Here is a 23,684-nt window from a genome sequence, read left to right as displayed (position 1 = left end):
AAGCGGAAGAGCCAGGCTCTTCCGCTTTATTGTCTTACGCAGTGCATCGTCAGAACCCCAACGCTTGCCCCACCAGCAGATAAAGATTCAATGCAATCACCAACACGACAATCAGCCTGCCCGCATTTTGCATCAGCCGGGTATTGGTTAAATCCCCCATCAGCTCACGATTACCGGTAAAAGTCAGCAGCGGGATCAGCGCCAGCGCGATACCAAAACTCAACAGCACCTGGCTCATCACCAGAATGCGCGTCGGATCCCATCCGGCCATAATCACGATGAAAGAAGGCAGCATGGTGACCAGCCTTCTGACCCACAGCGGGATGTGAAAGCGGATAAACCCCTGCATCACCACCTGCCCTGCCAGCGTTCCCACCACCGTCGACGAAAGGCCCGCGGCCACCAGGCTGAGCCCAAACACCGTAGCGGCCATATGACCCAGCAACGGTTCCAGCGTCAAATAAGCCTGATCGAGGTCGGCAATGCCGGTGTGGCCGCTGAAGTGAAAAGCTGCCGCGGCGGTCGCCATCATCGCCAGGTTAACAAAGCCGGCAATGGTCATGGCAATGGCCACATCCAGCTTGGTCGATGAATAACGATCGCTGCGCGAGCCGCCGCGATTCACCTGCGTCAGGGCGGAGTGCAGGTAAATGACGTGCGGCATGATGGTGGCTCCCAGCACGCCCGCCGCGAGGAATACCGCATTGGTACCTGACAGCGTGGGTATCGCCATGCCGATCACCAACTCTTTCATTTTAGGCTGGGAGAAAAACAGCTCGACGATATAGGCGGCGGCAACAAACAGCAGCAGGCCACCGATGACCAGCTCCAGCGGCTTCTGCCCTCGGCTCTGCAACATCAAAATCAGGAAGGTGGCAATACCGGTCAGCACCGCGCCCTGCAACAGCGAAATGCCCAACAGCAGCTTGAAGCCGATGGCGGCGCCGATAAACTCTGCCAGATCGGTGGCCATGGCGATAATTTCCGCCTGCACCCAATAGAACCAGACCGCCGGACGCGGAAAGCGATCGCGAATGTGCTCCGCCAGGTTTTTACCGGTGGCGATGCCGAGCTTGGCCGACATCAGCTGAATCAGCATCGCCATGACGTTAGCCCACACCACGACCCACAGCAGTTGATAGCCATAGGAAGCGCCTGCCTGGATATTGGTAGCGAAATTACCGGGATCGATATAACCGATCGCGGCAATAAAGGCCGGTCCAAGCAGCGCAAGTTTGATTTTTCTGGCCCCACGCGCGGCTCGCTGCGCAGTACGACTTTCCAGCATAGTATTCTGCCCTGTCTTCTTGTGCCCGCATTCAGAATGGGGCGTCGCCATTAAAAGGTCTAAACGGTGGTGCTAATTATTGTGATAGTCATTGCTATGAAGTATAGCCTTGGCTATACCACAGGCCACATTACTGGATCGATTATGGCTGAGCAACCCCCTAAGGGTAGGATATGCTCAAAAAATTAACAATCTTTGTGCGGTTTTTTTGTGCAGACATTCTGTGACCGCTGCGCCTGTTCCGGAAAACAGCAAGATAGGTAATTATTATAATGCGGAGTAGATCTCGTTTTTATGAACGCCGTTACATAGAATACGCAACGAAATATAGCCTGCCTCATATTTGGAGCACATATGTCCCACGTTTTACAATTCCTGTTAGCGCTGGTGGTCGTGACCGTGCTCGCCCTGTTGGTGAGCCACGATCGGAAGAGCATCCGCGTGCGTTACATTATTCAGCTGTTGGTGATTGAAATCTTACTGGCCTGGTTCTTCCTTAACTCGGAAGCGGGTCTTGGCTTTGTGAAAGGCTTTGCCGGGTTGTTTGATCATCTGCTCAAATATGCTGCGCAGGGCACTAACTTTGTGTTTGGCAACATGAGCGATAAAGGCCTCGCATTCTTCTTCCTGAATGTACTCTGCCCTATCGTCTTTATCTCTGCGCTGATCGGCATTCTGCAGCATTTCCGCATCCTGCCCATTGTTATTCGGGCGATCGGTACCGTGCTGTCGAAAGTTAACGGTATGGGCAAGCTGGAGTCGTTTAACGCGGTCAGTTCGCTGATTCTGGGACAGTCAGAAAACTTTATCGCCTATAAAGATATCCTCGGCAAAATGTCGCAGCGTCGTATGTACACCATGGCGGCCACGGCGATGTCGACCGTCTCCATGTCCATCGTTGGCGCCTATATGACCATGCTGCAGCCAAAATATGTCGTGGCCGCGCTGGTGCTGAACATGTTCAGTACCTTTATTGTGCTGTCGCTGATTAACCCTTACCGCATTGAAAATGAAGAAGACCTGCAGCTGAACGATCTGCATAAAGGTCAGAGCTTCTTTGAGATGCTGGGCGAATATATTCTGGCAGGCTTTAAGGTGGCGATCATCGTTGCCGCCATGTTGATCGGCTTTATCGCGCTGATTTCAGCGGTTAACGCGCTGTTTGATACCATTTTTGGTATCAGCTTCCAGGGCGTGCTGGGCTACGTTTTCTACCCGTTTGCCTGGGTGATGGGCGTACCGGCTAACGAAGCGTTGCAGGTTGGCAGTATTATGGCGACCAAACTGGTGTCGAATGAGTTTGTGGCGATGATGGATCTGCAGAAAATTGCGGGTCAGCTGTCGCCGCGCGGTGAAGGTATCCTGTCGGTGTTCCTGGTCTCTTTTGCTAACTTCTCTTCCATCGGTATTGTTGCCGGTGCGATTAAAGGCCTGCATGAAGAACAGGGCAACGTGGTGTCACGCTTTGGCCTGAAACTGCTCTACGGCTCAACGCTGGTGAGCGTGCTCTCTGCGGCCATTGCTGGCCTGGTGCTGGCGTTCTGATTAACACGGGCGAGCTGGTCTCGCCCGTTATTCCTCTGCCCTGCTCTCTTCTGCATTTCCTCACCGTCTCGACTTTCCTCCAGCCAGCACACTGACGCCGCCTCAGCCGTTCTGCGCGCAATAACCGGCAAAACACCATAGCGTAAAGCCGCCGACGCAGGTTAAGCCGCGTAGCGAGAAGCAGTGAACATTTTGGATATCACAAAAGAAAGGTAATCAGAGATGATTGGTGGAGATAAGCGGGATCGAACCGCTGACCTCTTGCATGCCATGCAAGCGCTCTCCCAGCTGAGCTATACCCCCACATCTGGAACCCTTTTTTCAAGCCAAACTTTTGGGAAGAAGTTTGGTGGAGCTAAGCGGGATCGAACCGCTGACCTCCTGCATGCCATGCAGGCGCTCTCCCAGCTGAGCTATAGCCCCGTTTGAAAAACGGTGTCGTATCGACGGACGGCATAATATGAAACGGGCCCCGGAGTGTCAACGCCAAATTCTGTTTCTGCGTTTGATCGCTGAAAAAGGCGGCAATCTGTTGCATAACGATGGTAAACCCGCAGCATCTGGACAGAATTTTCTGCTGAGGCGCCGGGCGAAATAGTGAGAGTGTGTGGATAATTTTATCCAGCGGCCTGTTTCCTTTTTTATCCGTCCCGCTGACGCCCTTTTTATGTTAATTATGGGTTAATAGCGTTATAAGAATTCTCTTGTTTTTGTTAACCTCGCGTGTAAAACTTCGCACGCTAACTATTAGCCCAAGCCGCACCAACGCTGGGCACGCGGGCATTTTGTTCGCGATTTATTTCCTTAAACAACTCCAGAGATATTATGTCCTTGCATACACCAAAAGAGATCGCTGCCCTGGCTATTCAGGCCGGCGTGGCGAAAAGCCGTCTGCCGATTTCCACCCTGCTGATTTTAGGCTTTTTAGCGGGCGCTTTTATTGCTACCGGCTTCCTGCTCGACCTGCACGTCATCAATCAGTTACCGGCTGACTGGGGCTCGTTTGGCGGTTTCCTGGGCGCTGCGGTATTCCCGGTGGGCCTGATCCTGACCGTGCTGGCCGGCGGCGAATTGCTGACCGGTAATATGATGACCATGCCAGTGGCCTGGTTCGCTCGTCAGATCAGCGCGTTCAGCCTGCTGCGCAACTGGTTTTGGGTAACCCTTGCCAACTTCCTCGGCAGTATTGCGATCGCCTGGTTCTTTGGTCATATGTTGGGCATGACCGAAGGGGATTACCTGAAGAAAACCGTGGCCATCGCCAACGCCAAAATTCACGCTGATTTCCTGCACGCCTTTATCTCCGGCATCGGCTGTAACTGGCTGGTCTGTCTGGCGGTCTGGCTGGCGTTCGCCAGTAAAGATGTGGTTGGCAAAATTTTTGGCATGTGGTTCCCGGTCATGGCCTTTGTTGCTATCGGTTTCCAGCACGTGGTGGCCAACATGTTTATCATTCCGGCGGCTATTTTTGCCGGTCAGCTTACCTGGGCTGATTACGTACCGAACTTTATTGCCGTGTTCCTCGGCAATGGCGTTGGCGGTGCGGTATTTGTCGGTCTCGCCTACTTCCTCGCCTATCGTCCGGCGGTGGAAAGCGCCTCGGCTACCCGATAATTGTTAAGTTTGCCTTCTGCATTAGTTGCGGAGGGCAATTAACTGTTCCTGTTACTTTCACCTGTGACAAATTATTGTAATATGGTCTCCTAACAGACCGTGGCAGGGAAAGCAGCATGAAAAAGGATTGGTTAACACCGGAAGAACTTGCGAAAGCAACAGGTTACAGCCGCCAGACCATCAATAAGTGGATCAAGCGCGAAAACTGGACCACCGCACCCAAGCCTGGCGTACAAGGCGGTAAGGCGCGCGTCATATTGATTAACGATCAAGTTAAATCCTTTCTGCGCTCGACTCGCCACGCGGCGGAAACGCCCGGCTCTTATCAGATTACTCAGCACAGCCTGCCAACCCTGTTATTAAATTCGATTCAGCAGATGAGTAATAATGAACAGGCGCAGCTCACGGCGCTGTTGTTACGCGAAGGGGTAAAAGGTGTGTTAGGGCGACTGGGGATTAACGATAGCGAATAATGCGCCCCGGAAGCGACGATGCATTCCGGAGCGCGCGAGCCTTATGCCTGTGCTTCACGCTCGGCGATAAATGCCAGCGCTTTCTCAATACGCGCGATAGCACGCGACTGTCCAATGGCATGAACCGTCACATCCAGCCCCGGCGACTGACCGGCACCTGTTACCGCCACGCGTAACGGCATACCGACTTTACCCATGCCCACTTCCAGCTCATCGGCGGTTGCCTGAATCGCCTGATGCACATTTTCCGCCGTCCAGTCGCTGATGGCCTGCAGCTTATCGCGTACCACTTCCAGCGGCTGGCGCGCTACCGGACGCAGGTGTTTCTTCGCCGCGTCGGCATCGAACTGCTCAAACTCTTCATAGAAGTAGCGGCATGACGCAGCCATCTCTTTCAGCGTTTTACAACGCTCGCCAAGCAGCTGCACCAGCTGAGAAAGCTGCGGACCGGTGCGGGTATCAATATTTTCCTGCTCGATGTGCCATTGCAGATGCGTAGCGACATATTCCGGCGGTAGCGTGGTGATGTAATGGTGGTTAAGCCATTGCAGCTTCTCGGTGTTAAAGGCGCTGGCTGATTTGCTCACCGCCGCGAGGTCAAACAGCTCGGTCATCTCGGCCACGCTGAAGATCTCCTGATCGCCATGAGCCCAGCCCAGACGCACCAGATAGTTGAGCAGCGCTTCCGGCAGATAGCCATCATCGCGATACTGCATTACGCCAACCGCACCATGACGCTTGGAGAGTTTCTTGCCGTCATCGCCTAAAATCATCGACACGTGGGCGTAAACCGGCACCTCGGCGCCAATCGCTTTCAGAATGTTGATCTGACGTGGCGTATTGTTGATGTGATCTTCACCGCGAATCACGTGGGTAATGCCCATATCCCAGTCGTCAACCACTACGCAAAAGTTGTAGGTTGGCGCGCCGTCGGTACGGCGAATGATCAGATCGTCCAGCTCCTGATTGCTGAATTCAATCGGGCCGCGGATTTGGTCATCAAATATCACCGAGCCTTCCTGCGGGTTACGGAAGCGTACAACGCAAGGCTCATCATCGGCATGATGCTCATGGCTGTCGCGGCAGCGCCCGTCGTAGCGCGGCTTTTCATTATTGGCCATTTGCGTTTCACGCAGCGCCTCAAGACGTTCTTTCGAGCAGTAGCATTTATAGGCCGTACCCGCTTCCAGCATCTCATCAATGACGGCGTTGTAACGGTCAAAACGTTTGGTCTGGAAATAGGGACCTTCGTCCCAGTCAAGATTCAGCCAGTTCATGCCATCCATGATGGCGTCGATAGCTGGCTGCGTGGAGCGCTCAAGATCGGTATCTTCAATACGCAGCACAAACTCACCGCCAAGATGACGGGCATAAAGCCAGGAGTAAAGCGCGGTGCGCGCGCCGCCGACATGCAGATAACCGGTCGGGCTGGGTGCGAAACGGGTTTTGATTTTCATTGAGCGTTGCCTTATTGCGCACGGTTTTTGCTTTAAGCAGAAAACAGGGACATGCTGAAAAAAAGAGTGGCGACATTCTATCATCTGTCGTTGATTCCTCAATCGTTCCCCCGAGGATAAGCGTATCGACAGGTCATATTCCGGCTTCACAACAGCAATTTTGACTAAATCAGCAACGGCCTGGCTAATTTTAAGACGAACGAACATTTTCGTTTTAAAAACCGTTGACTCACTTTGAACTATCCCTATAATGCGACTCCACACAGCGGGGGTGATTAGCTCAGTTGGTAGAGCATCTCCTTTACACGGAGGGGGTCGGCGGTTCGAGCCCGTCATCACCCACCATCCTAAAGATGGCCTGCAGTGGATAAAAGAATGAGATTGGGTGATTAGCTCAGTTGGTAGAGCATCTCCTTTACACGGAGGGGGTCGGCGGTTCGAGCCCGTCATCACCCACCATTTCGGGTCGTTAGCTCAGTTGGTAGAGCAGTTGACTTTTAATCAATTGGTCGCAGGTTCGAATCCTGCACGACCCACCAATGTAGAAAGGCGCCCTAAAGGCGCCTTTTTGCTTTTCTGCACGTGCAGGGTTTGAACCTGCAGCAGGTTCGACAACAGGGCCGGGAGCCATGTTGGCTGATGCGTCAGCATCACCCGCAGGGCGAGGCGCACGATGCGCCGAGGCACATCCTGCACGACCCACCAATGTAGAAAGGCGCCCTAAAGGCGCCTTTTTGCTTTTCTGCACGTGCAGGGTTTGAACCTGCAGCAGGTTCGACAACAGGGCCGGGAGCCATGTTGGCTGATGCGTCAGCATCACCCGCAGGGCGAGGCGCACGATGCGCCGAGGCACATCCTGCACGACCCACCAATGTAGAAAGGCGCCCTAAAGGCGCCTTTTTGCTTTTCTGCTCTGCCCTTCCGTTACCACCTCAATCCTGCGCTTCACTGGCCGCCTTGCTGATCGCTCAGGCATCGCTTGCCCATCGGTTTAACCTGAAAACAGTTTATCTGCGCAATATTAACGCCTGTCTGATTAAAGTCATGCGCCCGCAGGCCGATAACCTTTACGCACTTTTGCATGCAAGGAGGATTCTATGTCTGGTATTACATCTGTCAGCAGCATGATCGGCAGCGACACCGGCAACGGCGGCAGCGATGTTACATCGCAAATCAATAGCCTTAACAAACAGATTCAGAAAATTACCCAGCAGCTTAAAGATTTGTCGGGCAATGACGAGCTGAATACACAGCAGAAAGCGGAGCAGCAGCAGCTTCTGGAAGCGCAGGTGCAACTGCTGATGGCCCAAATTCAACAGCTGCAACAGCAGCAGGAGGAAAAGCAGCAGGTCATGCAGGAGAGTTCACCGCTGGCCGAACGTCCGGCGGACGGTATCAATCGTCCAAACGACACTAACTCGCTGGATGTGTATATTTAAAAGGCAGGCGCCAGCATCCTTTGTTGCGAAAGCAGAGTAGCCTGCTGGCGCACTTCCTGCCATATCGCTTCGGCGGCGGGAGACAGCGATCGGTTTTTTCGTCGAATCAGCATCAGCTTGCGGTTAACCTCAGGTGTGATGCGTCTGACCATTAACGGCCGCCCTTCCGGCAACGGCAGCGCCAGCGCGGGCAGAATGCTGATGCCAATACCGGCATCGACCATCGGGTAGAGCGTGACCGGATGGCCAATCTCCTGCACCACGTTGACTGCAATCTGCTGCTGCTGCAGCGCCTCATCAATCAGCACCCGACTGCCGGAGGTGTAATCCTGTAGCACCATGGTACGGCCATGCAACATTGACCAGTTCACCTGCTCTGCCGCCGCCAGCGGATCGTCTTTGCGACACAGCAGCAAAAAAGGCTCTTCCAGAATCGCCTGCTGTTCAAGATCGACCGAACGCAGCGGACCGATCACAATCCCAAAATCGACCTCCGCATTGCGCACGCCTTGCAGAACCCACTGCTGTGGTCGATCGTGCAGCATGATTTTTATATCCGGAAAATGCAGCTGCGCCGCAGCCAGACACTGCGGCATCAGGTGCGCCGAGATGGTTTGACTGGCAGCCACCCGCACGGTGCCACTGCGTTGTTGACCGTAGCTGCGCACTTCCAGCAGCGTGGTGGTTAACTCTTCCAGTAAGCGATCCAGACGGCTGGCGAGCTGCTGGCCTGCATCGGTCAAAATCACTTCGCGAGTAGTGCGATCGAGCAAACGAACGCCCATTTCCGCCTCAAGCTCCTTAATACTGTGACTCACCGCCGACTGACTAAGACCAATGTGCTGCCCCGCCTGGCTAAAACTTCCCTGCTGCGCCACCATCACAAAGACACGCAGTTGCCGTAAGGTATAATTCATCTGTTTTATTCATATATGGATTCAATAAATCAATTTTATTTCTAAACCTGCGCGACGCACAATAGCACCCAACATTTCTTTACAAGGCGTTAACAATGCGAATCTTTCGACTCGATCCCATGATGATCAAACTGATCATCACGGTTTTGCTGGCAACTTTCCTGCCGGCGAAAGGCGGTTTTGTGCCGTTTTTTGAATGGCTGACCACCGCGGCCATCGCCCTGCTCTTTTTCATGCACGGTGCAAAATTGTCACGAGAGAAGATTATCGCTGGCAGCAGCCACTGGCGTTTACACCTGTGGATTCTGTTCAGCACCTTTGTGCTGTTTCCCATTCTTGGCCTGCTGCTGGTTTGGTGGCATCCGGTTAATGTCAGCGCAGAAATCTACACCGGCTTTCTCTACCTGTGCATTCTGCCTGCTACCGTGCAGTCCGCTATCGCCTTTACCTCGATGGCAGGCGGTAACGTCGCGGCGGCGGTGTGCAGCGCCTCGGCGTCGAGCCTGTTAGGCGTCTTTATTTCTCCGCTGCTGGTTAATCTGGTGATGAATATTCACAGCGCTGCCGGTAACAGCGGGCTGGAACAGATCGGCAAAATTATGCTGCAGCTGCTGGTGCCGTTCGTGCTCGGCCATCTGGCGCGGCGCTGGATCGGCGGCTGGGTGGAACGCCACAAGAGCCTGATTGGCAAAACCGATCAAACCTCTATTTTGCTGGTGGTGTACACCGCGTTTAGTGCTGCGGTAGTGAACGGTATCTGGACGCGGGTTGGCGTCGATACGCTGTTGTGGATCGTGGCTGGCAGCCTGCTGCTGCTGTTTGTGGTGCTACTGGTTAACCTGGCAGCGGCGCGCCTGTTTGGCTTTAGTCGCCCGGATGAGATTACCATTCTGTTTTGCGGCTCGAAGAAGAGCCTGGCGAACGGTGTACCGATGGCCAATATTCTGTTTCCCGTCGCAGCAGTCGGTATTATCGTGTTGCCGCTGATGATTTTTCATCAGGTTCAGCTGATGGTCTGCTCGTTCATCGCGCAGCGCTACAAAAAGAAAAATGAGGCCGCTGCTGCAGCGGCTATCAGTAAGCCGGTGAAGTCGACCAAAGCCGCCGGTTAAGCGTAGTGAATAAATAAGAGGCCCGCATTGCGGGCCTTTTTTTTATTTTATTCAAGACAGGTCTTGCCGCTCTTTTTCTCTCCATCGCTATAATCGCCGCAGAAGCCATGGGGAATACGTCAGTGAATATCTCTGAAACAATAAAAAATAAGCAGTTTATCAATTCACTGTGGATGATGTCGGAAAAAATCATTGCCATATTTGGCATGTTATTTGTGACCTCTTACGTCGCCAGATATATCGGCGTTGAGGCATTTGGTCAACTTGCTCTGGCTATTGCGCTTTTTCAGATTGTGCAGGTTATTGCGCAAATGGGCAGCGATAACATTATCTTTAAGCGTTTTACGCAGAATCCCCGCTCCGGCATGCGATTAATTAGCGCAACGCTTATGCAGCGGGTCGTGATCTATCTATTATTATCGCTGCCGATATTGCTGTGGCAGATTTATACCTTCAGGCCGCTAAGCTTCACTTTTTTTACGGCTATCTTTTTCGCCAGCTTATTTAGCACGCTGGATGTCTACAGCATCTATTTTAATGCAACGCTACAATCACGCGTTAATATGCTGGCAAACAGCATTGGATTACTGGCAGGGTTCATTTCACGTTATCTAATTGTCTGGCTGACGCTGTCACCCTACTGGCTGAGCCTCTCCATTATGCTCACCAGCGCGGTTCCTTTGCTGCTCAGACTTTATCGCACGCGTACGCAGCGTGCAGCAGTGCGCATACCGGCCAGGCACCAGAAGCGATATCGCCGCTATCTGTTCAGCACCGGCTTTTCGCTGGTTATCTCCTCGGTTTCCGTAGCCATTTACGGGCGCATTTCTCAGCTGATGTTAGCCATGATGGCAGGCAGCAAAGCTGTCGGCCTGTTCGCTGTCGCCAGCAGCCTGGCGACCAGCTGGACTTTTGTGACCGCCGCGCTGATTACCTCTTCTTTTACCACTATTTTTCAAAGCAAGAGCGAAGCAGCAGCATTACTGGCAACAGCGCGATTACAGCGCATCATTTTTGCCGTCTCGCTGTTTTTTATTCTGCTGCTCAGCCTGTTAAGTTATCCCTTATTAACCCTGCTATATGGTGAAGATTATCTGGATGGCTGGCCAATTATTATTCTTTTGGCGGTAGCCAGCTTTTTCTCGGCGTCTGGTCCAATAGCCTATCGCTATATTATTCGTCTGTCCGGCTACGGTTTTCTTACGCGGAAATCATCTCTTCTGCTGTGCATCAGCATACCGGCATCCGCCATTGCCATCTATTTTTGGGGAATTTATGGCGCGGCCATCAGCACTATTATTATCGAACTTGTCGGGTTAACCCTTTTAAATTACACATTTTCACACGGCATCATCTGGACGATGCATAAAAAATCAATAATCTACAGGAATTCATCAGGTGAAAAAATTCATTAAATCATGCTTATCGTTATTACCCTGGTCAGTGCGCGACCAGATAACCTATTTCAAAACTTTTCGCCGTCGGGCAAATATGCGAAGCCCTGTTTATTTCACTGAAAAAGTATTATGCCGTAAACATTACGACTGTCCTGATAATGCATTCTTCTCGCTGTTGGCAGATAAGTATCGCGTGCGAGAGTATGTAGAGGAAAAAATCGGCAACGATTATCTGATTCCCTTGCAGCACACCGTGGAGAATGTGGGCGACCTGCGTGCGCTGCGCCTGTCGCTGGACGACGTGGTGGTTAAGCCGACCCATGGCGCGGGCATGGTACATTTCTTTGAAACAGTACCGTCGGAAACAGCGCTGGATGAGGCGATGATCAAATTTAGCCGGTGGCTGGCCGCAGATTTTGGTGCGCGATCTTACGAACCGCATTATCAGGCAATTCCACCACGACTGGTAATTGAAAAACGCCTGCACGGCGAAGAGCCTTCGCTACGTGATTATAAAATTCATCTGTTCCGTCAAACTGACGGTTCGCACTGGTTTGTACTGCAAACCATCGATAATCGCTTCCACGGTGACGTGCATCACCGCTTTTATATCAACAGCATGGAGCATGCCGACCTGGTCAGCATCCGAACGCTACTGGAGAAAGCTGTCGAACTGAGCATCAGGCTTGCCGATCGGCTGGATTATGCACGTTATGACTGGTACGTGGCGGCAGGCAAACTGTGGTTTGGCGAGATTACCCTGACGCCAGCGGCAGGGTTTACCGTGTCGCTGGGCGAAGAGCTTGATAAACTGATGGGTAGCCGCTGGCATTATCAAAAACAGCGAATAACGCCAAAGCCGACCGCAGCGCGGCCAGCCTGATTCAGGTCCCTTTTTTCAGGGGCTTCACCAGCCCCTCCAGCCCTTCGATTTTGATCGCCAGCGTCATTTCCATCAGTTCACCCAGATGCCCTGATGGAAATTCGGCTTTGCGCGCAAACCACAACAGGTAAGGTTCGGGCAGATCGATCAGCGTCAACCCTTTGTACTTACCAAACGGCATGGTGGTGTTGGCAATTTCTACCAGAAAGGCTTTATCCATTCTGCTCACCCAGCAGGCGAATCATTTCCGCCTCATCAATGATCTCGATACCGAGCTCTTCCGCTTTGGCGCGTTTAGAGCCAGCGGCTTCACCGGCGATCACCAGATCGGTTTTCTTCGATACGCTGCCGCTGACTTTAGCGCCCAGCGCCGCCAGGCGTGCTTTGGCATCATCACGTGACATGATGGTAAGCGAACCGGTGAGCACCACCGTTTTGCCTGCAAATGGCGAATCGATCTCTTCTGCTTTGACCACAACCACTTCCGGCCAGTGAATACCGATGTCGTTGACCAGCTGATGAATAATCTCGCGGTTGCTCTCTTCATCCATGAAATTACGCAGGTGGCTGGCGACGATTTTGCCGACATCCGGTACGGCAATCAGCTCATCCAGCGTTGCCGCCATCAGCTTCTCCAGCGTGCCAAAATGCGCGGCCAGATTCACCGCTGTCGCCTCACCCACCTCACGAATACCCAACGCATAGAGGAAGCGCGGCAAGGTGGTTGCCTTGGCCGCGTTTAGCGCGTTGACCACATTTTGCGCCGACTTTGGCCCCATGCGATCCAGTCCGGTGAGCACGCCAGCGCTGAGGCGAAACAGGTCGGCAGGCGTTTTGACGTACTCTTTTTCCACCAGCTGGTCGATAATTTTATCGCCCATGCCATCGACATCCATAGCGCGCCGTGACACGAAGTGTTTAAGCGCCTCTTTGCGCTGTGCGCCGCAAATCAGGCCGCCGGTGCAGCGCGTGACCGCTTCGCCCTCGACCCGCTCGACATCTGAACCGCAGACCGGACAGTGGCTGGGAAACACGATTTCACGCGTCTCTTCCGGCCGCTCGCTTTCTACCACGTTGACCACCTGCGGAATGACATCGCCCGCGCGACGAATCACCACGCGATCGCCGATGCGCAGACCGAGGCGGGCAATCTCATCGGCGTTATGCAGCGTCGCGTTGCTTACCAGCACGCCCGCCACCTGCACCGGCTCCAGACGGGCAACTGGCGTGATCGCCCCGGTGCGACCCACCTGGAACTCCACCTCACGCACCACCGTCAGTTGCTCCTGTGCCGGAAACTTAAAGGCGATAGCCCAGCGCGGCGCGCGCGCAACAAAACCGAGCTGCTCCTGCAAATCCTGTGAATCGACTTTGATCACCACGCCGTCGATGTCGAAACCCAGCGCCGGTCGATCCTGCTCAACCTGATGATAAAAGGCGAGGACATCTTCAGCACTGTGACAGAGACGAATGCGATCGCTTACCGGTAAGCCCCAGGCTTTTAGCTGCTGCAGGCGCTGCCAGTGACTGCGCGGCAGTTCGCCGCCTTCCAGCAGGCCAAAGCCGTAACAGAAAAAGGTCAGCGGGCGCTTAGCGGTAATGCGTGGATCGAGCTGGCGCAGCGAACCGGCCGCGGCGTTACGTGGATTAGCAAAGATTTTGCCGCCGTTGCGGCGCGCATCGTCATTGAGCTTCTCGAAGCCTTTTTGCTTCATAAACACTTCACCGCGCACTTCAAGCCGCGCCGGAATGTTGTCGCCTTTCAAACGCAGAGGAATCGCGCCGATGGTGCGCACGTTGGCGGTAATGTTTTCACCGGTAGTGCCGTCTCCGCGCGTGGCGGCGCGGACCAGCAGGCCATCTTCATACAGCAGGCTGACGGCCAGACCGTCCAGCTTCAGTTCGCAGCAAAAGGTAATCTCATCGCTGCTTTTCAGCCGATCCTGCACGCGCTTATTGAACGCGAGATAGGTCGCCTCGTCAAAAGCGTTATCCAGCGACAGCATCGGCACTTCGTGGCGAACCTGCTCAAATGCGCTCAGCGGCGCAGCGCCCACGCGCTGGGTTGGCGAGTCCGGCGTAATCAAATCGGGATGCTGCGCTTCAAGTTCACGAAGTTCGCGCATCAGACGATCATATTCAGCATCCGGCACTTCCGGCGCATCCATCACATGATAGAGATATTCATGATGCCGAAGCGTGGTTCTTAACTCGGTTATTGTGTCCTGTACGGATTTCATAGCGCACCATCAAAGTGAAAAACCCCCGATTAACGGGGGTTTGCGGGCCTAACGAAGAAGAGATAAAGCTTAGCTGTTCGCGTCAATCACATCACGAATGCGGGCTTTATAGGTCTCAAGCTTTTGCGGCGTCATCATGCGGCGTTCATCATCCAGCACCACGCCGCCTACATCATCGGCAATGCGTTGTGCGGATTGCAGCATCAGCTTGAAGTTCTGATGCGCATCGCCGTAGGACGGCACCATCATAAACATGGAAATGCCTGGCGTGGAAAAGTCAGACATTTCGTCAGGATTAAAAGAGCCTGGTTTTACCATGTTCGCAAGGCTGAACAGTACCGGGCCGCTGCCCGCCGGGCTGAGGTGACGATGGAATATATTCATTTCGCCAAACTGGAAGCCCGCCTGCAACACACCCTGCAGTAGCGCTTCGCCGTTCAATACGCCGTTAGCGTGAGCGGCAACGTGCAGCACCAGCACGGTCTCTTTCACTTTTTCAGCAGGCTTAGCAACTGGCGCTGACTGAACCGGCTGCGGCGTAGGCTCAGGTTCCGGCTGGTGTTCAGGCTCCATCTGCAGCAGCGGTTCCTGCTCAATCTGCTCCAGCAACGGATCAAGAAGCTGATCGGCCTGAGCAAGCTGTGGCGGCATCTGTGTCGGTACAACCGACTGCGGACGCGGCGCCGGTGCGGCTTTTGGTTGCGGATGCGCAACGGGATCGGTCTCAAACAGCGGATCGCGTGCCGCATTCTCTTCCCGGCGCGGTGCCGATCGGGCAGGTTCAGGTTGTTTACGCGGCGCGGATTGCACGTTGTCGGTATCGTCCAGCGTGTTAAAAGGCGGTTCTTCGTGCTCGGTATGAGAACGACGCACGCGCACTTCGCCCAGCGCATCATCCTCGACGTCGTCACTATCATCTTCGTTTTGCTGTTTTAAACGCTTGTGCGGGCGATCGCGAAAAACGGATGAGCGCTCTTTACGGCTGGTCCACAAACCGTGAAGAAGAAGCGCTATTATGGCGATCGCGCCAACAACGATTAATATCAGACGCAAATCCTGCATCATTGTATTCTCTGTTGTTCCAATACCTTGCCACCGCGGCAAACTTTATCCTCTAACTGTATTTGCCCTGCTACACAAGTGCAAGTCTGTGCACTATTTTCTAACAAATAAGATAGCCTGGACACGGTTTTTCGCTGTTTTTTCAGCCAATTCGCCGCTGGCCTGCAATAAAAGCTGCGTTATGATGGCGCTGTCTGATGGACAAAGGAGAAAATGCCCATGGCAAATGAGAATCGCGTCGCTGCTTATAACGGCGTGCACTACTTTTCGGCGGGCTGGAAACTGATCCGCCTCCCCGGTATTCGACGTTTCGTTATCATCCCACTGTTAATCAATATTTTGCTATTGGGCGGTGCTTTTGTCTGGCTTTTTCACGAACTGGGAAACTGGATCCCGACAATGATGTCGTGGGTGCCCGGCTGGTTACAGTGGCTGAGCTACATTCTTTGGCCACTGACGGTAATTTCGATCATTTTGGTGTTCAGCTATTTCTTCTCGACGCTGGCCAACTGGGTTGCCGCGCCGTTCTGCGGCATTCTGGCCGAGCAGCTCGAAGGGCGTCTCACCGGTCAGCCATTGCCGGACAGCGGTTGGGCGGCGCTGGTAAAAGACTTCCCGCGCATCATGAAGCGTGAATGGCAGAAGCTGGCCTATTATCTGCCGCGGGCGATTGGCCTGCTGCTGCTCTATTTCATTCCTGGCTTTGGGCAAACCGTCGCGCCGGTGCTGTGGTTTCTGTTCAGCGCCTGGATGCTGGCGATTCAGTATTGCGATTATCCCTTCGACAATCACAAGGTCAGCTTTCAGCGGATGCGCCAGGCGCTGCGTCAGCACCGCTCCGCCAATTTGCAGTTTGGTGCGCTGGTGAGCCTGTTTACGATGATTCCGCTGCTGAATCTGATGATTATGCCGGTGGCGGTATGCGGTGCCACTGCCATGTGGGTTGATCGTTATCGCGCGCAGTCAGGCAGTGGACACCCGCATTAATCTGAGAATCGAGGCGGCTCATGCCGCCTTATGCTTTTATCGCAGGGCTTATTTCAGCTAATAATATACATATACGATTTCCTTCCTTCCTTGCTCAATCGTAAGGGGTATTCTTCTGGGGTTTATAATATTTCACACAGTAAAGGACGGGCTATGAGTAAGATCTATGAAGACAACTCTTTGACCATCGGGCATACGCCGCTGGTTCGGCTGAACCGCATGGGCAATGGCCGCATTCTGGCAAAGGTTGAATCCCGTAACCCAAGCTTCAGCATTAAGTGCCGTATTGGCGCCAGCATGATTTGGGATGCGGAAAAACGCGGTATCCTCAAGCCCGGCATTGAACTGGTTGAACCTACCAGCGGTAACACCGGTATTGCGCTGGCCTATGTTGCCGCCGCCCGCGGTTACAAACTGACGCTGACCATGCCAGAAACCATGTCCACAGAGCGCCGCAAGCTGCTGAAGGCGTTGGGTGCCAATCTGGTGTTGACTGAAGGCGCAAAAGGCATGAAGGGCGCGATTTCCAAAGCTGAAGAGATCGTCGCCAGCAATCCCGATAAGTTTGTGCTGCTGCAGCAGTTCAGTAACCCGGCTAACCCGGCGATTCATGAAAAAACCACCGGCCCGGAGATTTGGGAAGATACCGACGGCGAGATTGATGTGTTTATCGCGGGCGTTGGCACCGGCGGCACCATCACCGGCGTGACCCGTTATCTGAAGAACACCAAAGGCAAAACCGATCTGATCAGCGTCGCGGTTGAGCCGACCGACTCGCCAGTGATCGCCCAGGCGCTGGCAGGCGAAGAGATCAAGCCCGGCCCGCATAAGATTCAGGGCATCGGCGCTGGCTTCATTCCAGGCAACCTCGATTTAAGCTTGGTTGATCGCGTCGTCGCCATCACTAATGACGAATCTATCGCCACCGCACGGCGTTTAATGCAGGAAGAAGGTATTCTGGCCGGGATCTCGTCCGGCGCGGCCGTCGCAGCAGCGCTGAAGCTGCAGGAAGAAGAAGAGTTTGCCAATAAGACCATCGTGGTGATTCTGCCCTCTTCCGGCGAGCGCTATCTGAGTACTGCGCTGTTTGCCGATCTGTTCACGGAAAAAGAGCTACAGCAGTAATCAAACATTTCCTAAAGTTGTGTAAAAGGCACCCAAATGGGTGCTTTTTTGTGGAGCAGATCTCACTTTCGCAACCACACTGATTGATCTCTGCTGCGCGGCTCTGGTATTTAAGCAACCAATTATTTCGATCCGCGAAATTAATCGTAGCTTGCGCCAAATCACGCTGAATCGATTTACTGATTTGGTCACAAGGCAATTCGCGGCATAATGGTTAGGTTGAAAAGAGAGCATCGGCCAGATTTCCGCCGGCTGCCTCCAACCTCGTACCGGCGCATCTTTGCCAGGCATAATCCTGAAGCGCGCACCAATACAGGCTAAAGTCCTGCCGCCAGGCTAAACTTTAGATTCATAACACCAAACCAGATAAAGTTGGGGAAATAGCATGTTCCAGCAAGAAGTTACCATTACCGCACCAAACGGTCTGCACACTCGCCCTGCCGCTCAGTTCGTTAAAGAAGCTAAAGCTTTCCAGTCAGAGATCACCGTGACCTCTAACGGCAAATCTGCCAGTGCCAAGAGCCTGTTCAAACTGCAAACGCTGGGTCTGACTCAGGGTACCGTTGTGACGCTGTCTGCTGAAGGTGAAGATGAGCAGCAGGCGGTAGAACATCTGGTCAAACTGATGGCTGAACTTGAGTAATCTGTCGGTTAGTAAGTAGTTTCTCTCCGGCTTAAGAAGTGCCACTTAATTGATCGCGGACATTACGTCCGCGTTATTGCATCCGTAAAGTACGCTTTCGCATGACACTGGCGCACTTAAGTCATGAGCCATCGAGATAAAAAGGTAGGGTTATGATTTCAGGCATTTTAGCATCACCGGGTATCGCTTTTGGCAAAGCACTTCTGCTGAAAGAAGATGAAATCGTCATCAACCGGAAAAAGATCGCTGCAGAGCAGGTGGATCAGGAAGTGCAGCGTTTCCTCGACGGACGCAGCAAGGCCGCCACGCAGCTCGAAGCCATCAGAATTAAAGCCGGTGAAACGCTTGGTGAAGAGAAAGCAGCGATCTTCGAAGGTCACATCATGCTGCTGGAAGATGAAGAACTGGAACAGGAAATCATCTCTCTGATCAAAGACGACCATGCCTCTGCAGACGCCGCTGCCTTTGCAGTCATCGATGGCCAGGCGAAAGCGCTGGAAGAGCTGGATGATGAATACCTGAAAGAACGTGCGGCTGACGTACGTGACATCGGTAAACGCCTGCTGCAAAACATTCTGGGCCTGCATATTGTTGATTTGAGCGCGATCACTGAAGAAGTGATTCTGGTGGCCAAGGATTTGACGCCGTCAGAAACCGCACAGCTCAACCTGAAAAAAGTGCTGGGCTTTATTACCGATCTGGGTGGCCGCACATCGCACACCTCGATCATGGCGCGTTCGCTGGAAATTCCTGCCATTGTCGGCACCGGCAACGTGACCGCCACCGTGAAAAACGGTGATTACCTGATCATTGATGGCGTTAACAACGCTATCCACGTCAACCCTGAAACCTCGGTTGTCGATGAGCTGAAAGGCGTTCAGGAACAGTATCATTCAGAAAAGAATGAGCTGGCAAAACTAAAAGATCTGCCTGCTATTACGCTGGATGGGCATCAGGTTGAAGTCTGCGCCAACATTGGTACCGTGCGCGACGTCGCCGGTGCCGAGCGCAACGGCGCGGAAGGCGTTGGCCTGTACCGCACTGAATTCCTGTTCATGGACCGTGACTCGTTGCCAAGCGAAGAAGAGCAGTTCCAGGCGTATAAAGCCGTGGCTGAAGCGGTAGGCGCGCAGGCGGTTATCGTTCGCACCATGGACATCGGCGGTGATAAAGATCTGCCGTACATGAACCTGCCAAAAGAAGAGAACCCGTTCCTTGGCTGGCGTGCGATTCGTATTGCCATGGATCGCAAAGAAATTCTGCATGCTCAGCTGCGCGCTATCCTGCGTGCGTCGTCATTCGGCAAGCTGCGCATCATGTTCCCGATGATCATTTCCGTGGAAGAAGTGCGTTTCCTGAAGGCGGAACTGGAGATGCTGAAAGCGCAGCTGCGTGAAGAAGGCAAATCCTTTGATGAGAGCATCGAAGTCGGCATCATGGTCGAAACCCCGGCATCTGCGGTCATCGCGCGTCACCTGGCGAAAGAAGTCGACTTCTTTAGTATTGGGACAAACGACCTGACGCAGTATACTCTGGCGGTCGATCGTGGTAACGATTTGATTTCACATCTCTACAACCCAATGACGCCGTCTGTACTGGGCCTGATCAAGCAAGTCATTGATGCTTCACACGCCGAGGGCAAATGGACCGGCATGTGTGGTGAGCTGGCTGGTGATGAACGTGCTACACTACTTTTATTGGGAATGGGGCTGGACGAATTCAGCATGAGTGCCATTTCTATTCCACGCATCAAGAAAATCATTCGTAACACGAATTTCGAAGATGTGAAGGCATTGGCAGAGCAGGCTCTGACTCAGCCCACCGCGGATGAGTTAATGAACCTGGTCAACAAGTTCATTAAAGAAAAAACACTCTGCTGATCCGCAAGACGCTGGCCCAAAATTACTGCTTAGGAGAAGATCATGGGTTTGTTTTCTAAACTTTTTGGCGACAAAACAGATCACGCATCAGGAACGATTGATATTGTTGCGCCGCTGTCAGGCGAAATAGTGAACATCGAAGATGTACCAGATGTCGTGTTTGCGGAAAAAATTGTTGGCGATGGCATCGCAATCAAGCCAGCGGGCAACAAGATGGTGGCACCGGTTGACGGGACCATCGGCAAAATTTTCGAAACTAACCATGCGTTTTCGATCGAATCAGATACCGGTATCGAGCTGTTTGTACACTTCGGCATTGATACCGTTGAACTGAAAGGCGAAGGTTTTAAACGTATTGCGGAAGAAGGCCAGAAGGTCAAAAAAGGTGATCTGATCATCGAGTTTGATCTGGCACTGCTGGAAGAGAAAGCGAAGTCTACGCTGACGCCAGTTGTGATTTCCAATATGGATGAAATCAAAGAGCTGACCAAACTTACCGGTCAGGTTGTCGTCGGCGAAACGCCTGTGATTCGTATTAAAAAGTAATCTCTGCAGGTCTGAGAAAACGGCACCCTTCGGGGTGCCGTTTTTGTTGCTGCACGAAGCGCGTTCTTCAGCTCAGCTGCCAGTGCGGTAATCGCAGCGTCAGCGTCAGGCCGCCCTGCTCGCCGTTGACCGCCTGCACTTCGCCATGATGCGCCAGCATCACCTTGCGCACAATCGCCAGCCCTAATCCGTAGCCTTTGCCCATCAGCGGTGAATTGACCCGAACAAAGGGGTCAAAGATGCTCGACAGCTTCTCTTCATCCACGCCGGGCCCCTGATCGCTGATGCGTATCGATAACCACTGTGCCTCACGCCACAGCGTCACCTGCACGCGTTGTCCGGCATGTGAAAAGCGCAGCGCGTTACGCAGCACGTTTTCCAGCCCACGCCGGATCAGCTCGGCGTTACCGCGCACGGTATAATCCTGCTGACGATCGATATCCAGCCCAATTTCCACGCCCGGTATTTGTGCCTCGTAGCGCACGTCAGTGACCACCGCCTCGATCAGGCCGGTGAGATCGAAATATTGCTCATCGGGCATCGCGTCGTGCTCGGCGCGAGAGAGCGTCAGCAGTTCGCCGATCATCTTATCCAGGCGCTGCGCTTCCGCATCGATTCGATCCAGCGACGCGCTGACGTTTTCGGGCATCTGCCGGGCCAGGCCGGTAGCCAGCTGCAACCGCGCCAGCGGCGAGCGTAACTCATGTGAAATATCATGCAGCAGCTCTTCCCGCGCCCGCACCAGCACCGACAGCCGCTCCACCATTTCATCAAAGTTTTTTGCCACCTCGGAAAGCTCATCATGACGACGTCGCATGTTGGGAAACAGTCTTACGGAGAGATCGCCGCTGGAGACCCTGGCAAAGCCCAGGCTCAGCTGGCGCATTGGCCGCGTCAGGTTCCACGCCAGCAACAGGCTAAACAGCAGCCCGGCAGCGCCGGCCAGAATAACCATCGGCTCGGGAATGTTGAGGAATTTACGCTGTGAGCCGAGGCGGCTGTCTGCACGCAACGCCTTAACGTCATAACGCAGCGCATACCAGCGATCGTCCGCACCTTTTACCCGCCGCACCATGACATCAGGAAATGGCCCATCAACGGGCTGTGCCGCCAGGTTATCAGGCGCGTCCTGCGGGGTGACGGTAAAGAATTGGCGATCGGCTGACGGCCAGCCCGCCATCATCTCAGCCAGTGCCGCCGGGCCGCCGCTGGACAATACCGAGGCCGCCGAGGCGATTTGCAGTTCGGCGATGCGGCGTACCGCGCGCATTTCAGGCGGTTCATGGCGCTCACCGGAGATCACAAAGCCCAGCCATAGCAGCTGGCTGATCACGATAAACACCAGCCAGAATCCGATCAGGATTTTCCAGAACATCCTGCCGCGATAATGGCGAATCATCGAATACGGTAGCCAATGCTGCGCACGGTTTCGATGGTCACGTGGTCAGCGGTTAACGCAGAGAGTTTTTGCCGGATGTTGCTGATATGCACGTCGACGCTGCGATCGTAGGCTTCACGCGGGCGGCCAAGGCCTTTTTCTGACAGCTCATCTTTGGACACCACGCGATCAGGCGCACGCAGCAGCAGATCGAGCAAGTTAAATTCGGAGGCGGTTAAATCAAAGGGTTTTTGCTGCCATTCGGTCATGCGCGTGGCGGGGTTCAGCGTCAGCTCGCCCCAGCGAATCACCTCTTTGCGATCGGGCACCGGCGCCTGCTCTTCAATGCGTCGCAGCACGGCTCGCAGACGCGCCACCAGCTCACGCGGATAGCAGGGCTTCGGCATGTAATCATCCGCGCCCATTTCCAGGCCAATCACGCGGTCAATATTGTCGCCTTTTGCCGTTAGCATAATCACCGGCAGTCGGCTTTTTTGCCGCACCTGACGCAGCACGTCGATGCCGCTCATATCAGGCAGCATAATATCCAGGATCATGGCGGTGTAATGGCCGGATAACGCGCCAGCCACGCCCGCGCTGCCGGTCAGTACCAGCGTCGCGTCAAAACCTTCGCCGATCAGGTATTCGCTGAGCAGAGTGCCCAGTTCCAGATCGTCATCAACCAACAGAATTTTCATTGTTACGCTCTCACAACAGACTGGCGCTATTTTGACCTGACTGTAAGAAATCCGCAGCCGCTTTTACGTTATTATTACAGTTGCGGGATTCAGCGGAGCACGATGAAAAGATTAGCTACCGTAAACGCCAGTAGAGAGATAACGATCGCCGCGATCGCAGATAATCGCCACCACCACGCTGCCCGGCTGCGCGGCGGCCAGGCGAATCGCGCCCGCGACGGAGCCGCCGGAGCTGACGCCGCAAAAGATACCTTCGCGTTGCGCCAGCGCGCACATGGTCTGTTCCGCGGTGAGCTGATCCATATCGATAATCTGATCGACCAGCGAGGCGTCATAAATGCCCGGCAAATAGTCGGCTGACCAGCGACGAATGCCGGGAATGCTGCTGCCCTCGCAGGGCTGCAGGCCAACAATCTTCACCGCTGAAGATTGCTCTTTAAGATAGCGCCCCACGCCGGTAATGGTGCCGGTGGTGCCCATGCTGGAGACAAAGTGCGTCAGGCGGCCTGCACTCTGCTGCCAGATTTCCGGGCCGGTGGTGCGATAGTGCGCCAGCGGATTATCGGCGTTGTTGAACTGGTCGAGCACCTTGCCTTCGCCCTGCGCTTCCATCTCCAGCGCACAGTCGCGCGCGCCTTCCATGCCCAGCTCACGGCTGACCAGAATCAGTTCGGCGCCATAGGCGCGCATCGCCGCCTGCCGCTCCTGGCTCATGTTCTCAGGCATCAACAGCCGCAGGCGATAGCCTTTCATGGCGGCAATCATCGCCAGCGCGATGCCGGTATTGCCGCTGGTCGCCTCAATCAGCCGATCGCCCGGCTGGATCTCACCGCGCAGTTCAGCCTGATGGATCATGGAATAAGCCGCGCGATCTTTCACCGAGCCCGCCGGATTATTGCCTTCCATCTTCAGCCAGATTTCACTGCCGGCCGGTGCCAGGCGTTGTAATTTGATCAGCGGCGTATTGCCAATAGTCTGTTCTAACGTTGTCACGCGCGAT

At 53.9% G+C, this 23,684-nt stretch carries 21 protein-coding genes, 5 tRNA genes and 2 other RNA genes; 17 read left to right on the top strand and 11 right to left on the bottom strand.

What is annotated here, in order from left to right; translation table 11 throughout:
• Positions 1 to 49: 49 nt before the first annotated feature.
• Positions 50 to 1,339 carry an Nramp family divalent metal transporter gene (locus ACJY2L_RS08600; RefSeq protein WP_187487391.1) on the bottom strand — a complete coding sequence of 430 codons (1,290 nt, stop codon included), beginning with the start codon at positions 1,337 to 1,339 and terminating at the stop codon, positions 50 to 52.
• A 303-nt stretch (positions 1,340 to 1,642) separates the two neighbouring features.
• On the opposite strand from ACJY2L_RS08600, the gene ACJY2L_RS08595 reads away from it, so the two are divergent.
• Complete coding sequence (locus ACJY2L_RS08595) at positions 1,643 to 2,833, top strand: NupC/NupG family nucleoside CNT transporter (RefSeq protein ID WP_067432672.1); 1,191 nt, start codon at positions 1,643 to 1,645, stop codon at positions 2,831 to 2,833.
• 227 nt (positions 2,834 to 3,060) lie between these two features.
• Here ACJY2L_RS08595 and ACJY2L_RS08590 read toward each other — a convergent pair.
• Positions 3,061 to 3,136: transfer RNA gene (locus tag ACJY2L_RS08590), tRNA-Ala, on the bottom strand.
• A 44-nt stretch (positions 3,137 to 3,180) separates the two neighbouring features.
• A tRNA-Ala gene (locus ACJY2L_RS08585) sits at positions 3,181 to 3,256 on the bottom strand.
• 402 nt (positions 3,257 to 3,658) lie between these two features.
• On the opposite strand from ACJY2L_RS08585, the gene ACJY2L_RS08580 reads away from it, so the two are divergent.
• Entirely contained in the window at positions 3,659 to 4,447 is a 789-nt protein-coding gene (locus ACJY2L_RS08580; protein WP_067432676.1) for a formate/nitrite transporter family protein, read from the top strand.
• Positions 4,448 to 4,563: 116 nt separating this feature from the next.
• A complete protein-coding gene (locus tag ACJY2L_RS08575) occupies positions 4,564 to 4,920 on the top strand; it encodes a YfeC-like transcriptional regulator (protein ID WP_439212562.1) in 357 nt (118 codons plus the stop codon).
• A gap of 41 nt (positions 4,921 to 4,961) precedes the next feature.
• On the opposite strand, the gene gltX is transcribed toward ACJY2L_RS08575, so the two are convergent.
• Positions 4,962 to 6,377, bottom strand: coding sequence for a glutamate--tRNA ligase (gene gltX, locus ACJY2L_RS08570; protein WP_187485604.1), 1,416 nt, complete (start codon positions 6,375 to 6,377; stop codon positions 4,962 to 4,964).
• A 269-nt stretch (positions 6,378 to 6,646) separates the two neighbouring features.
• Here gltX and ACJY2L_RS08565 point away from each other — a divergent pair.
• The 6 genes from ACJY2L_RS08565 (at position 6,647) to ACJY2L_RS08540 (ending at position 7,816) form a co-directional block, all read left to right on the top strand.
• Positions 6,647 to 6,722 (top strand) — tRNA-Val (locus ACJY2L_RS08565).
• A gap of 38 nt (positions 6,723 to 6,760) precedes the next feature.
• Positions 6,761 to 6,836 (top strand) — tRNA-Val (locus ACJY2L_RS08560).
• 4 nt (positions 6,837 to 6,840) lie between these two features.
• Positions 6,841 to 6,916, top strand: a tRNA-Lys gene (locus ACJY2L_RS08555).
• A gap of 29 nt (positions 6,917 to 6,945) precedes the next feature.
• A non-coding RNA gene (locus ACJY2L_RS08550) (RtT sRNA) lies at positions 6,946 to 7,082 on the top strand.
• Positions 7,083 to 7,111: 29 nt separating this feature from the next.
• A non-coding RNA gene (locus ACJY2L_RS08545) (RtT sRNA) lies at positions 7,112 to 7,248 on the top strand.
• Positions 7,249 to 7,474: 226 nt separating this feature from the next.
• On the top strand, positions 7,475 to 7,816 hold the full coding sequence (locus tag ACJY2L_RS08540; protein WP_439212563.1) for a FlxA-like family protein: 342 nt from the start codon (positions 7,475 to 7,477) through the stop codon (positions 7,814 to 7,816).
• Here the strand turns inward: ACJY2L_RS08540 and ACJY2L_RS08535 are convergent.
• Positions 7,813 to 8,733, bottom strand: a complete 921-nt coding sequence (locus ACJY2L_RS08535) for a LysR family transcriptional regulator (protein WP_439212564.1) — start codon at positions 8,731 to 8,733, stop codon at positions 7,813 to 7,815. The two genes, ACJY2L_RS08540 and ACJY2L_RS08535, sit on opposite strands and share 4 nt — an antisense overlap.
• Before the next feature lie 95 nt (positions 8,734 to 8,828).
• On the opposite strand from ACJY2L_RS08535, the gene ACJY2L_RS08530 reads away from it, so the two are divergent.
• The 3 genes from ACJY2L_RS08530 to ACJY2L_RS08520 all read left to right on the top strand — a co-directional run bounded on the left by ACJY2L_RS08530 (position 8,829) and on the right by ACJY2L_RS08520 (position 12,125).
• Positions 8,829 to 9,845, top strand: coding sequence for a bile acid:sodium symporter family protein (locus tag ACJY2L_RS08530; protein WP_067432691.1), 1,017 nt, complete (start codon positions 8,829 to 8,831; stop codon positions 9,843 to 9,845).
• Positions 9,846 to 9,967: 122 nt separating this feature from the next.
• Positions 9,968 to 11,260 (top strand): oligosaccharide flippase family protein, encoded by a 1,293-nt coding sequence (locus ACJY2L_RS08525; RefSeq protein WP_439212565.1) that lies wholly within the window; start codon positions 9,968 to 9,970, stop codon positions 11,258 to 11,260.
• A 76-nt stretch (positions 11,261 to 11,336) separates the two neighbouring features.
• Complete coding sequence (locus ACJY2L_RS08520) at positions 11,337 to 12,125, top strand: ATP-grasp fold amidoligase family protein (RefSeq protein WP_439212566.1); 789 nt, start codon at positions 11,337 to 11,339, stop codon at positions 12,123 to 12,125.
• 1 nt (position 12,126) lies between these two features.
• On the opposite strand, the gene ACJY2L_RS08515 is transcribed toward ACJY2L_RS08520, so the two are convergent.
• The 3 genes from ACJY2L_RS08515 to zipA all read right to left on the bottom strand — a co-directional run bounded on the left by ACJY2L_RS08515 (position 12,127) and on the right by zipA (position 15,430).
• Positions 12,127 to 12,345 carry a DUF3820 family protein gene (locus ACJY2L_RS08515; protein WP_067432694.1) on the bottom strand — a complete coding sequence of 73 codons (219 nt, stop codon included), beginning with the start codon at positions 12,343 to 12,345 and terminating at the stop codon, positions 12,127 to 12,129.
• Entirely contained in the window at positions 12,338 to 14,365 is a 2,028-nt protein-coding gene (gene ligA, locus ACJY2L_RS08510) for an NAD-dependent DNA ligase LigA (protein WP_439212567.1), read from the bottom strand. The genes ACJY2L_RS08515 and ligA overlap by 8 nt, the downstream gene beginning before the upstream one ends.
• A 69-nt stretch (positions 14,366 to 14,434) precedes the next feature.
• Entirely contained in the window at positions 14,435 to 15,430 is a 996-nt protein-coding gene (gene zipA, locus ACJY2L_RS08505; protein WP_439212568.1) for a cell division protein ZipA, read from the bottom strand.
• 216 nt (positions 15,431 to 15,646) lie between these two features.
• On the opposite strand from zipA, the gene cysZ reads away from it, so the two are divergent.
• The 5 genes from cysZ (at position 15,647) to crr (ending at position 20,608) form a co-directional block, all read left to right on the top strand.
• Entirely contained in the window at positions 15,647 to 16,414 is a 768-nt protein-coding gene (gene cysZ, locus ACJY2L_RS08500; RefSeq protein WP_067432703.1) for a sulfate transporter CysZ, read from the top strand.
• Positions 16,415 to 16,567: 153 nt separating this feature from the next.
• Positions 16,568 to 17,539, top strand: a complete 972-nt coding sequence (gene cysK / locus ACJY2L_RS08495; RefSeq protein ID WP_067432706.1) for a cysteine synthase A — start codon at positions 16,568 to 16,570, stop codon at positions 17,537 to 17,539.
• A gap of 385 nt (positions 17,540 to 17,924) precedes the next feature.
• Positions 17,925 to 18,182 (top strand): phosphocarrier protein Hpr, encoded by a 258-nt coding sequence (ptsH, locus tag ACJY2L_RS08490; protein ID WP_007889063.1) that lies wholly within the window; start codon positions 17,925 to 17,927, stop codon positions 18,180 to 18,182.
• 152 nt (positions 18,183 to 18,334) lie between these two features.
• A complete protein-coding gene (ptsI, locus tag ACJY2L_RS08485) occupies positions 18,335 to 20,062 on the top strand; it encodes a phosphoenolpyruvate-protein phosphotransferase PtsI (protein WP_067432710.1) in 1,728 nt (575 codons plus the stop codon).
• A 42-nt stretch (positions 20,063 to 20,104) separates the two neighbouring features.
• The gene (gene crr, locus ACJY2L_RS08480) at positions 20,105 to 20,608 is read left to right on the top strand and encodes a PTS glucose transporter subunit IIA (RefSeq protein ID WP_067432713.1); all 504 of its coding nucleotides are present in this window, start codon (positions 20,105 to 20,107) and stop codon (positions 20,606 to 20,608) included.
• Between the two features lie 67 nt (positions 20,609 to 20,675).
• Here the strand turns inward: crr and ACJY2L_RS08475 are convergent, their stop codons facing one another.
• From ACJY2L_RS08475 to cysM, 3 genes are all read right to left on the bottom strand, one after another.
• The gene (locus ACJY2L_RS08475) at positions 20,676 to 22,007 is read right to left on the bottom strand and encodes an ATP-binding protein (protein WP_209501576.1); all 1,332 of its coding nucleotides are present in this window, start codon (positions 22,005 to 22,007) and stop codon (positions 20,676 to 20,678) included.
• A complete protein-coding gene (locus ACJY2L_RS08470; protein ID WP_067432719.1) occupies positions 22,004 to 22,684 on the bottom strand; it encodes a response regulator transcription factor in 681 nt (226 codons plus the stop codon). Before ACJY2L_RS08470 ends, ACJY2L_RS08475 begins: the two co-directional genes overlap by 4 nt.
• Positions 22,685 to 22,795: 111 nt before the next feature.
• Positions 22,796 to 23,677: a cysteine synthase CysM gene (gene cysM / locus ACJY2L_RS08465; protein ID WP_439212569.1), complete on the bottom strand. Its 882-nt coding sequence runs from the start codon at positions 23,675 to 23,677 to the stop codon at positions 22,796 to 22,798.
• Between the last annotated feature and the right edge of the window lie 7 nt (positions 23,678 to 23,684).

This window comes from Duffyella sp. Ts4 (assembly GCF_051851875.1).
Lineage (GTDB): Bacteria > Pseudomonadota > Gammaproteobacteria > Enterobacterales > Enterobacteriaceae > Duffyella > Duffyella gerundensis.
This window is presented reverse-complemented; position numbering and strand designations above follow the sequence as displayed.

Excerpts from the sequence above, each read along its gene's own strand:
- ACJY2L_RS08600 (WP_187487391.1), bottom strand. The coding sequence starts at position 1,339 with ATGGCGACGCCCCATTCTGAATGCGGGCACAAGAAGACAGGGCAGAAT.
- ACJY2L_RS08595 (WP_067432672.1), top strand. The coding sequence starts at position 1,643 with ATGTCCCACGTTTTACAATTCCTGTTAGCGCTGGTGGTCGTGACCGTG.
- ACJY2L_RS08580 (WP_067432676.1), top strand. The coding sequence starts at position 3,659 with ATGTCCTTGCATACACCAAAAGAGATCGCTGCCCTGGCTATTCAGGCC.
- ACJY2L_RS08575 (WP_439212562.1), top strand. The coding sequence starts at position 4,564 with ATGAAAAAGGATTGGTTAACACCGGAAGAACTTGCGAAAGCAACAGGT.
- gltX (WP_187485604.1), bottom strand. The coding sequence starts at position 6,377 with ATGAAAATCAAAACCCGTTTCGCACCCAGCCCGACCGGTTATCTGCAT.
- ACJY2L_RS08540 (WP_439212563.1), top strand. The coding sequence starts at position 7,475 with ATGTCTGGTATTACATCTGTCAGCAGCATGATCGGCAGCGACACCGGC.
- ACJY2L_RS08535 (WP_439212564.1), bottom strand. The coding sequence starts at position 8,733 with ATGAATTATACCTTACGGCAACTGCGTGTCTTTGTGATGGTGGCGCAG.
- ACJY2L_RS08530 (WP_067432691.1), top strand. The coding sequence starts at position 8,829 with ATGCGAATCTTTCGACTCGATCCCATGATGATCAAACTGATCATCACG.
- ACJY2L_RS08520 (WP_439212566.1), top strand. The coding sequence starts at position 11,337 with ATGCGAAGCCCTGTTTATTTCACTGAAAAAGTATTATGCCGTAAACAT.
- ACJY2L_RS08515 (WP_067432694.1), bottom strand. The coding sequence starts at position 12,345 with ATGGATAAAGCCTTTCTGGTAGAAATTGCCAACACCACCATGCCGTTT.
- ligA (WP_439212567.1), bottom strand. The coding sequence starts at position 14,365 with ATGAAATCCGTACAGGACACAATAACCGAGTTAAGAACCACGCTTCGG.
- zipA (WP_439212568.1), bottom strand. The coding sequence starts at position 15,430 with ATGATGCAGGATTTGCGTCTGATATTAATCGTTGTTGGCGCGATCGCC.
- cysZ (WP_067432703.1), top strand. The coding sequence starts at position 15,647 with ATGGCAAATGAGAATCGCGTCGCTGCTTATAACGGCGTGCACTACTTT.
- cysK (WP_067432706.1), top strand. The coding sequence starts at position 16,568 with ATGAGTAAGATCTATGAAGACAACTCTTTGACCATCGGGCATACGCCG.
- ptsH (WP_007889063.1), top strand. The coding sequence starts at position 17,925 with ATGTTCCAGCAAGAAGTTACCATTACCGCACCAAACGGTCTGCACACT.
- ptsI (WP_067432710.1), top strand. The coding sequence starts at position 18,335 with ATGATTTCAGGCATTTTAGCATCACCGGGTATCGCTTTTGGCAAAGCA.
- crr (WP_067432713.1), top strand. The coding sequence starts at position 20,105 with ATGGGTTTGTTTTCTAAACTTTTTGGCGACAAAACAGATCACGCATCA.
- ACJY2L_RS08475 (WP_209501576.1), bottom strand. The coding sequence starts at position 22,007 with ATGATTCGCCATTATCGCGGCAGGATGTTCTGGAAAATCCTGATCGGA.
- ACJY2L_RS08470 (WP_067432719.1), bottom strand. The coding sequence starts at position 22,684 with ATGAAAATTCTGTTGGTTGATGACGATCTGGAACTGGGCACTCTGCTC.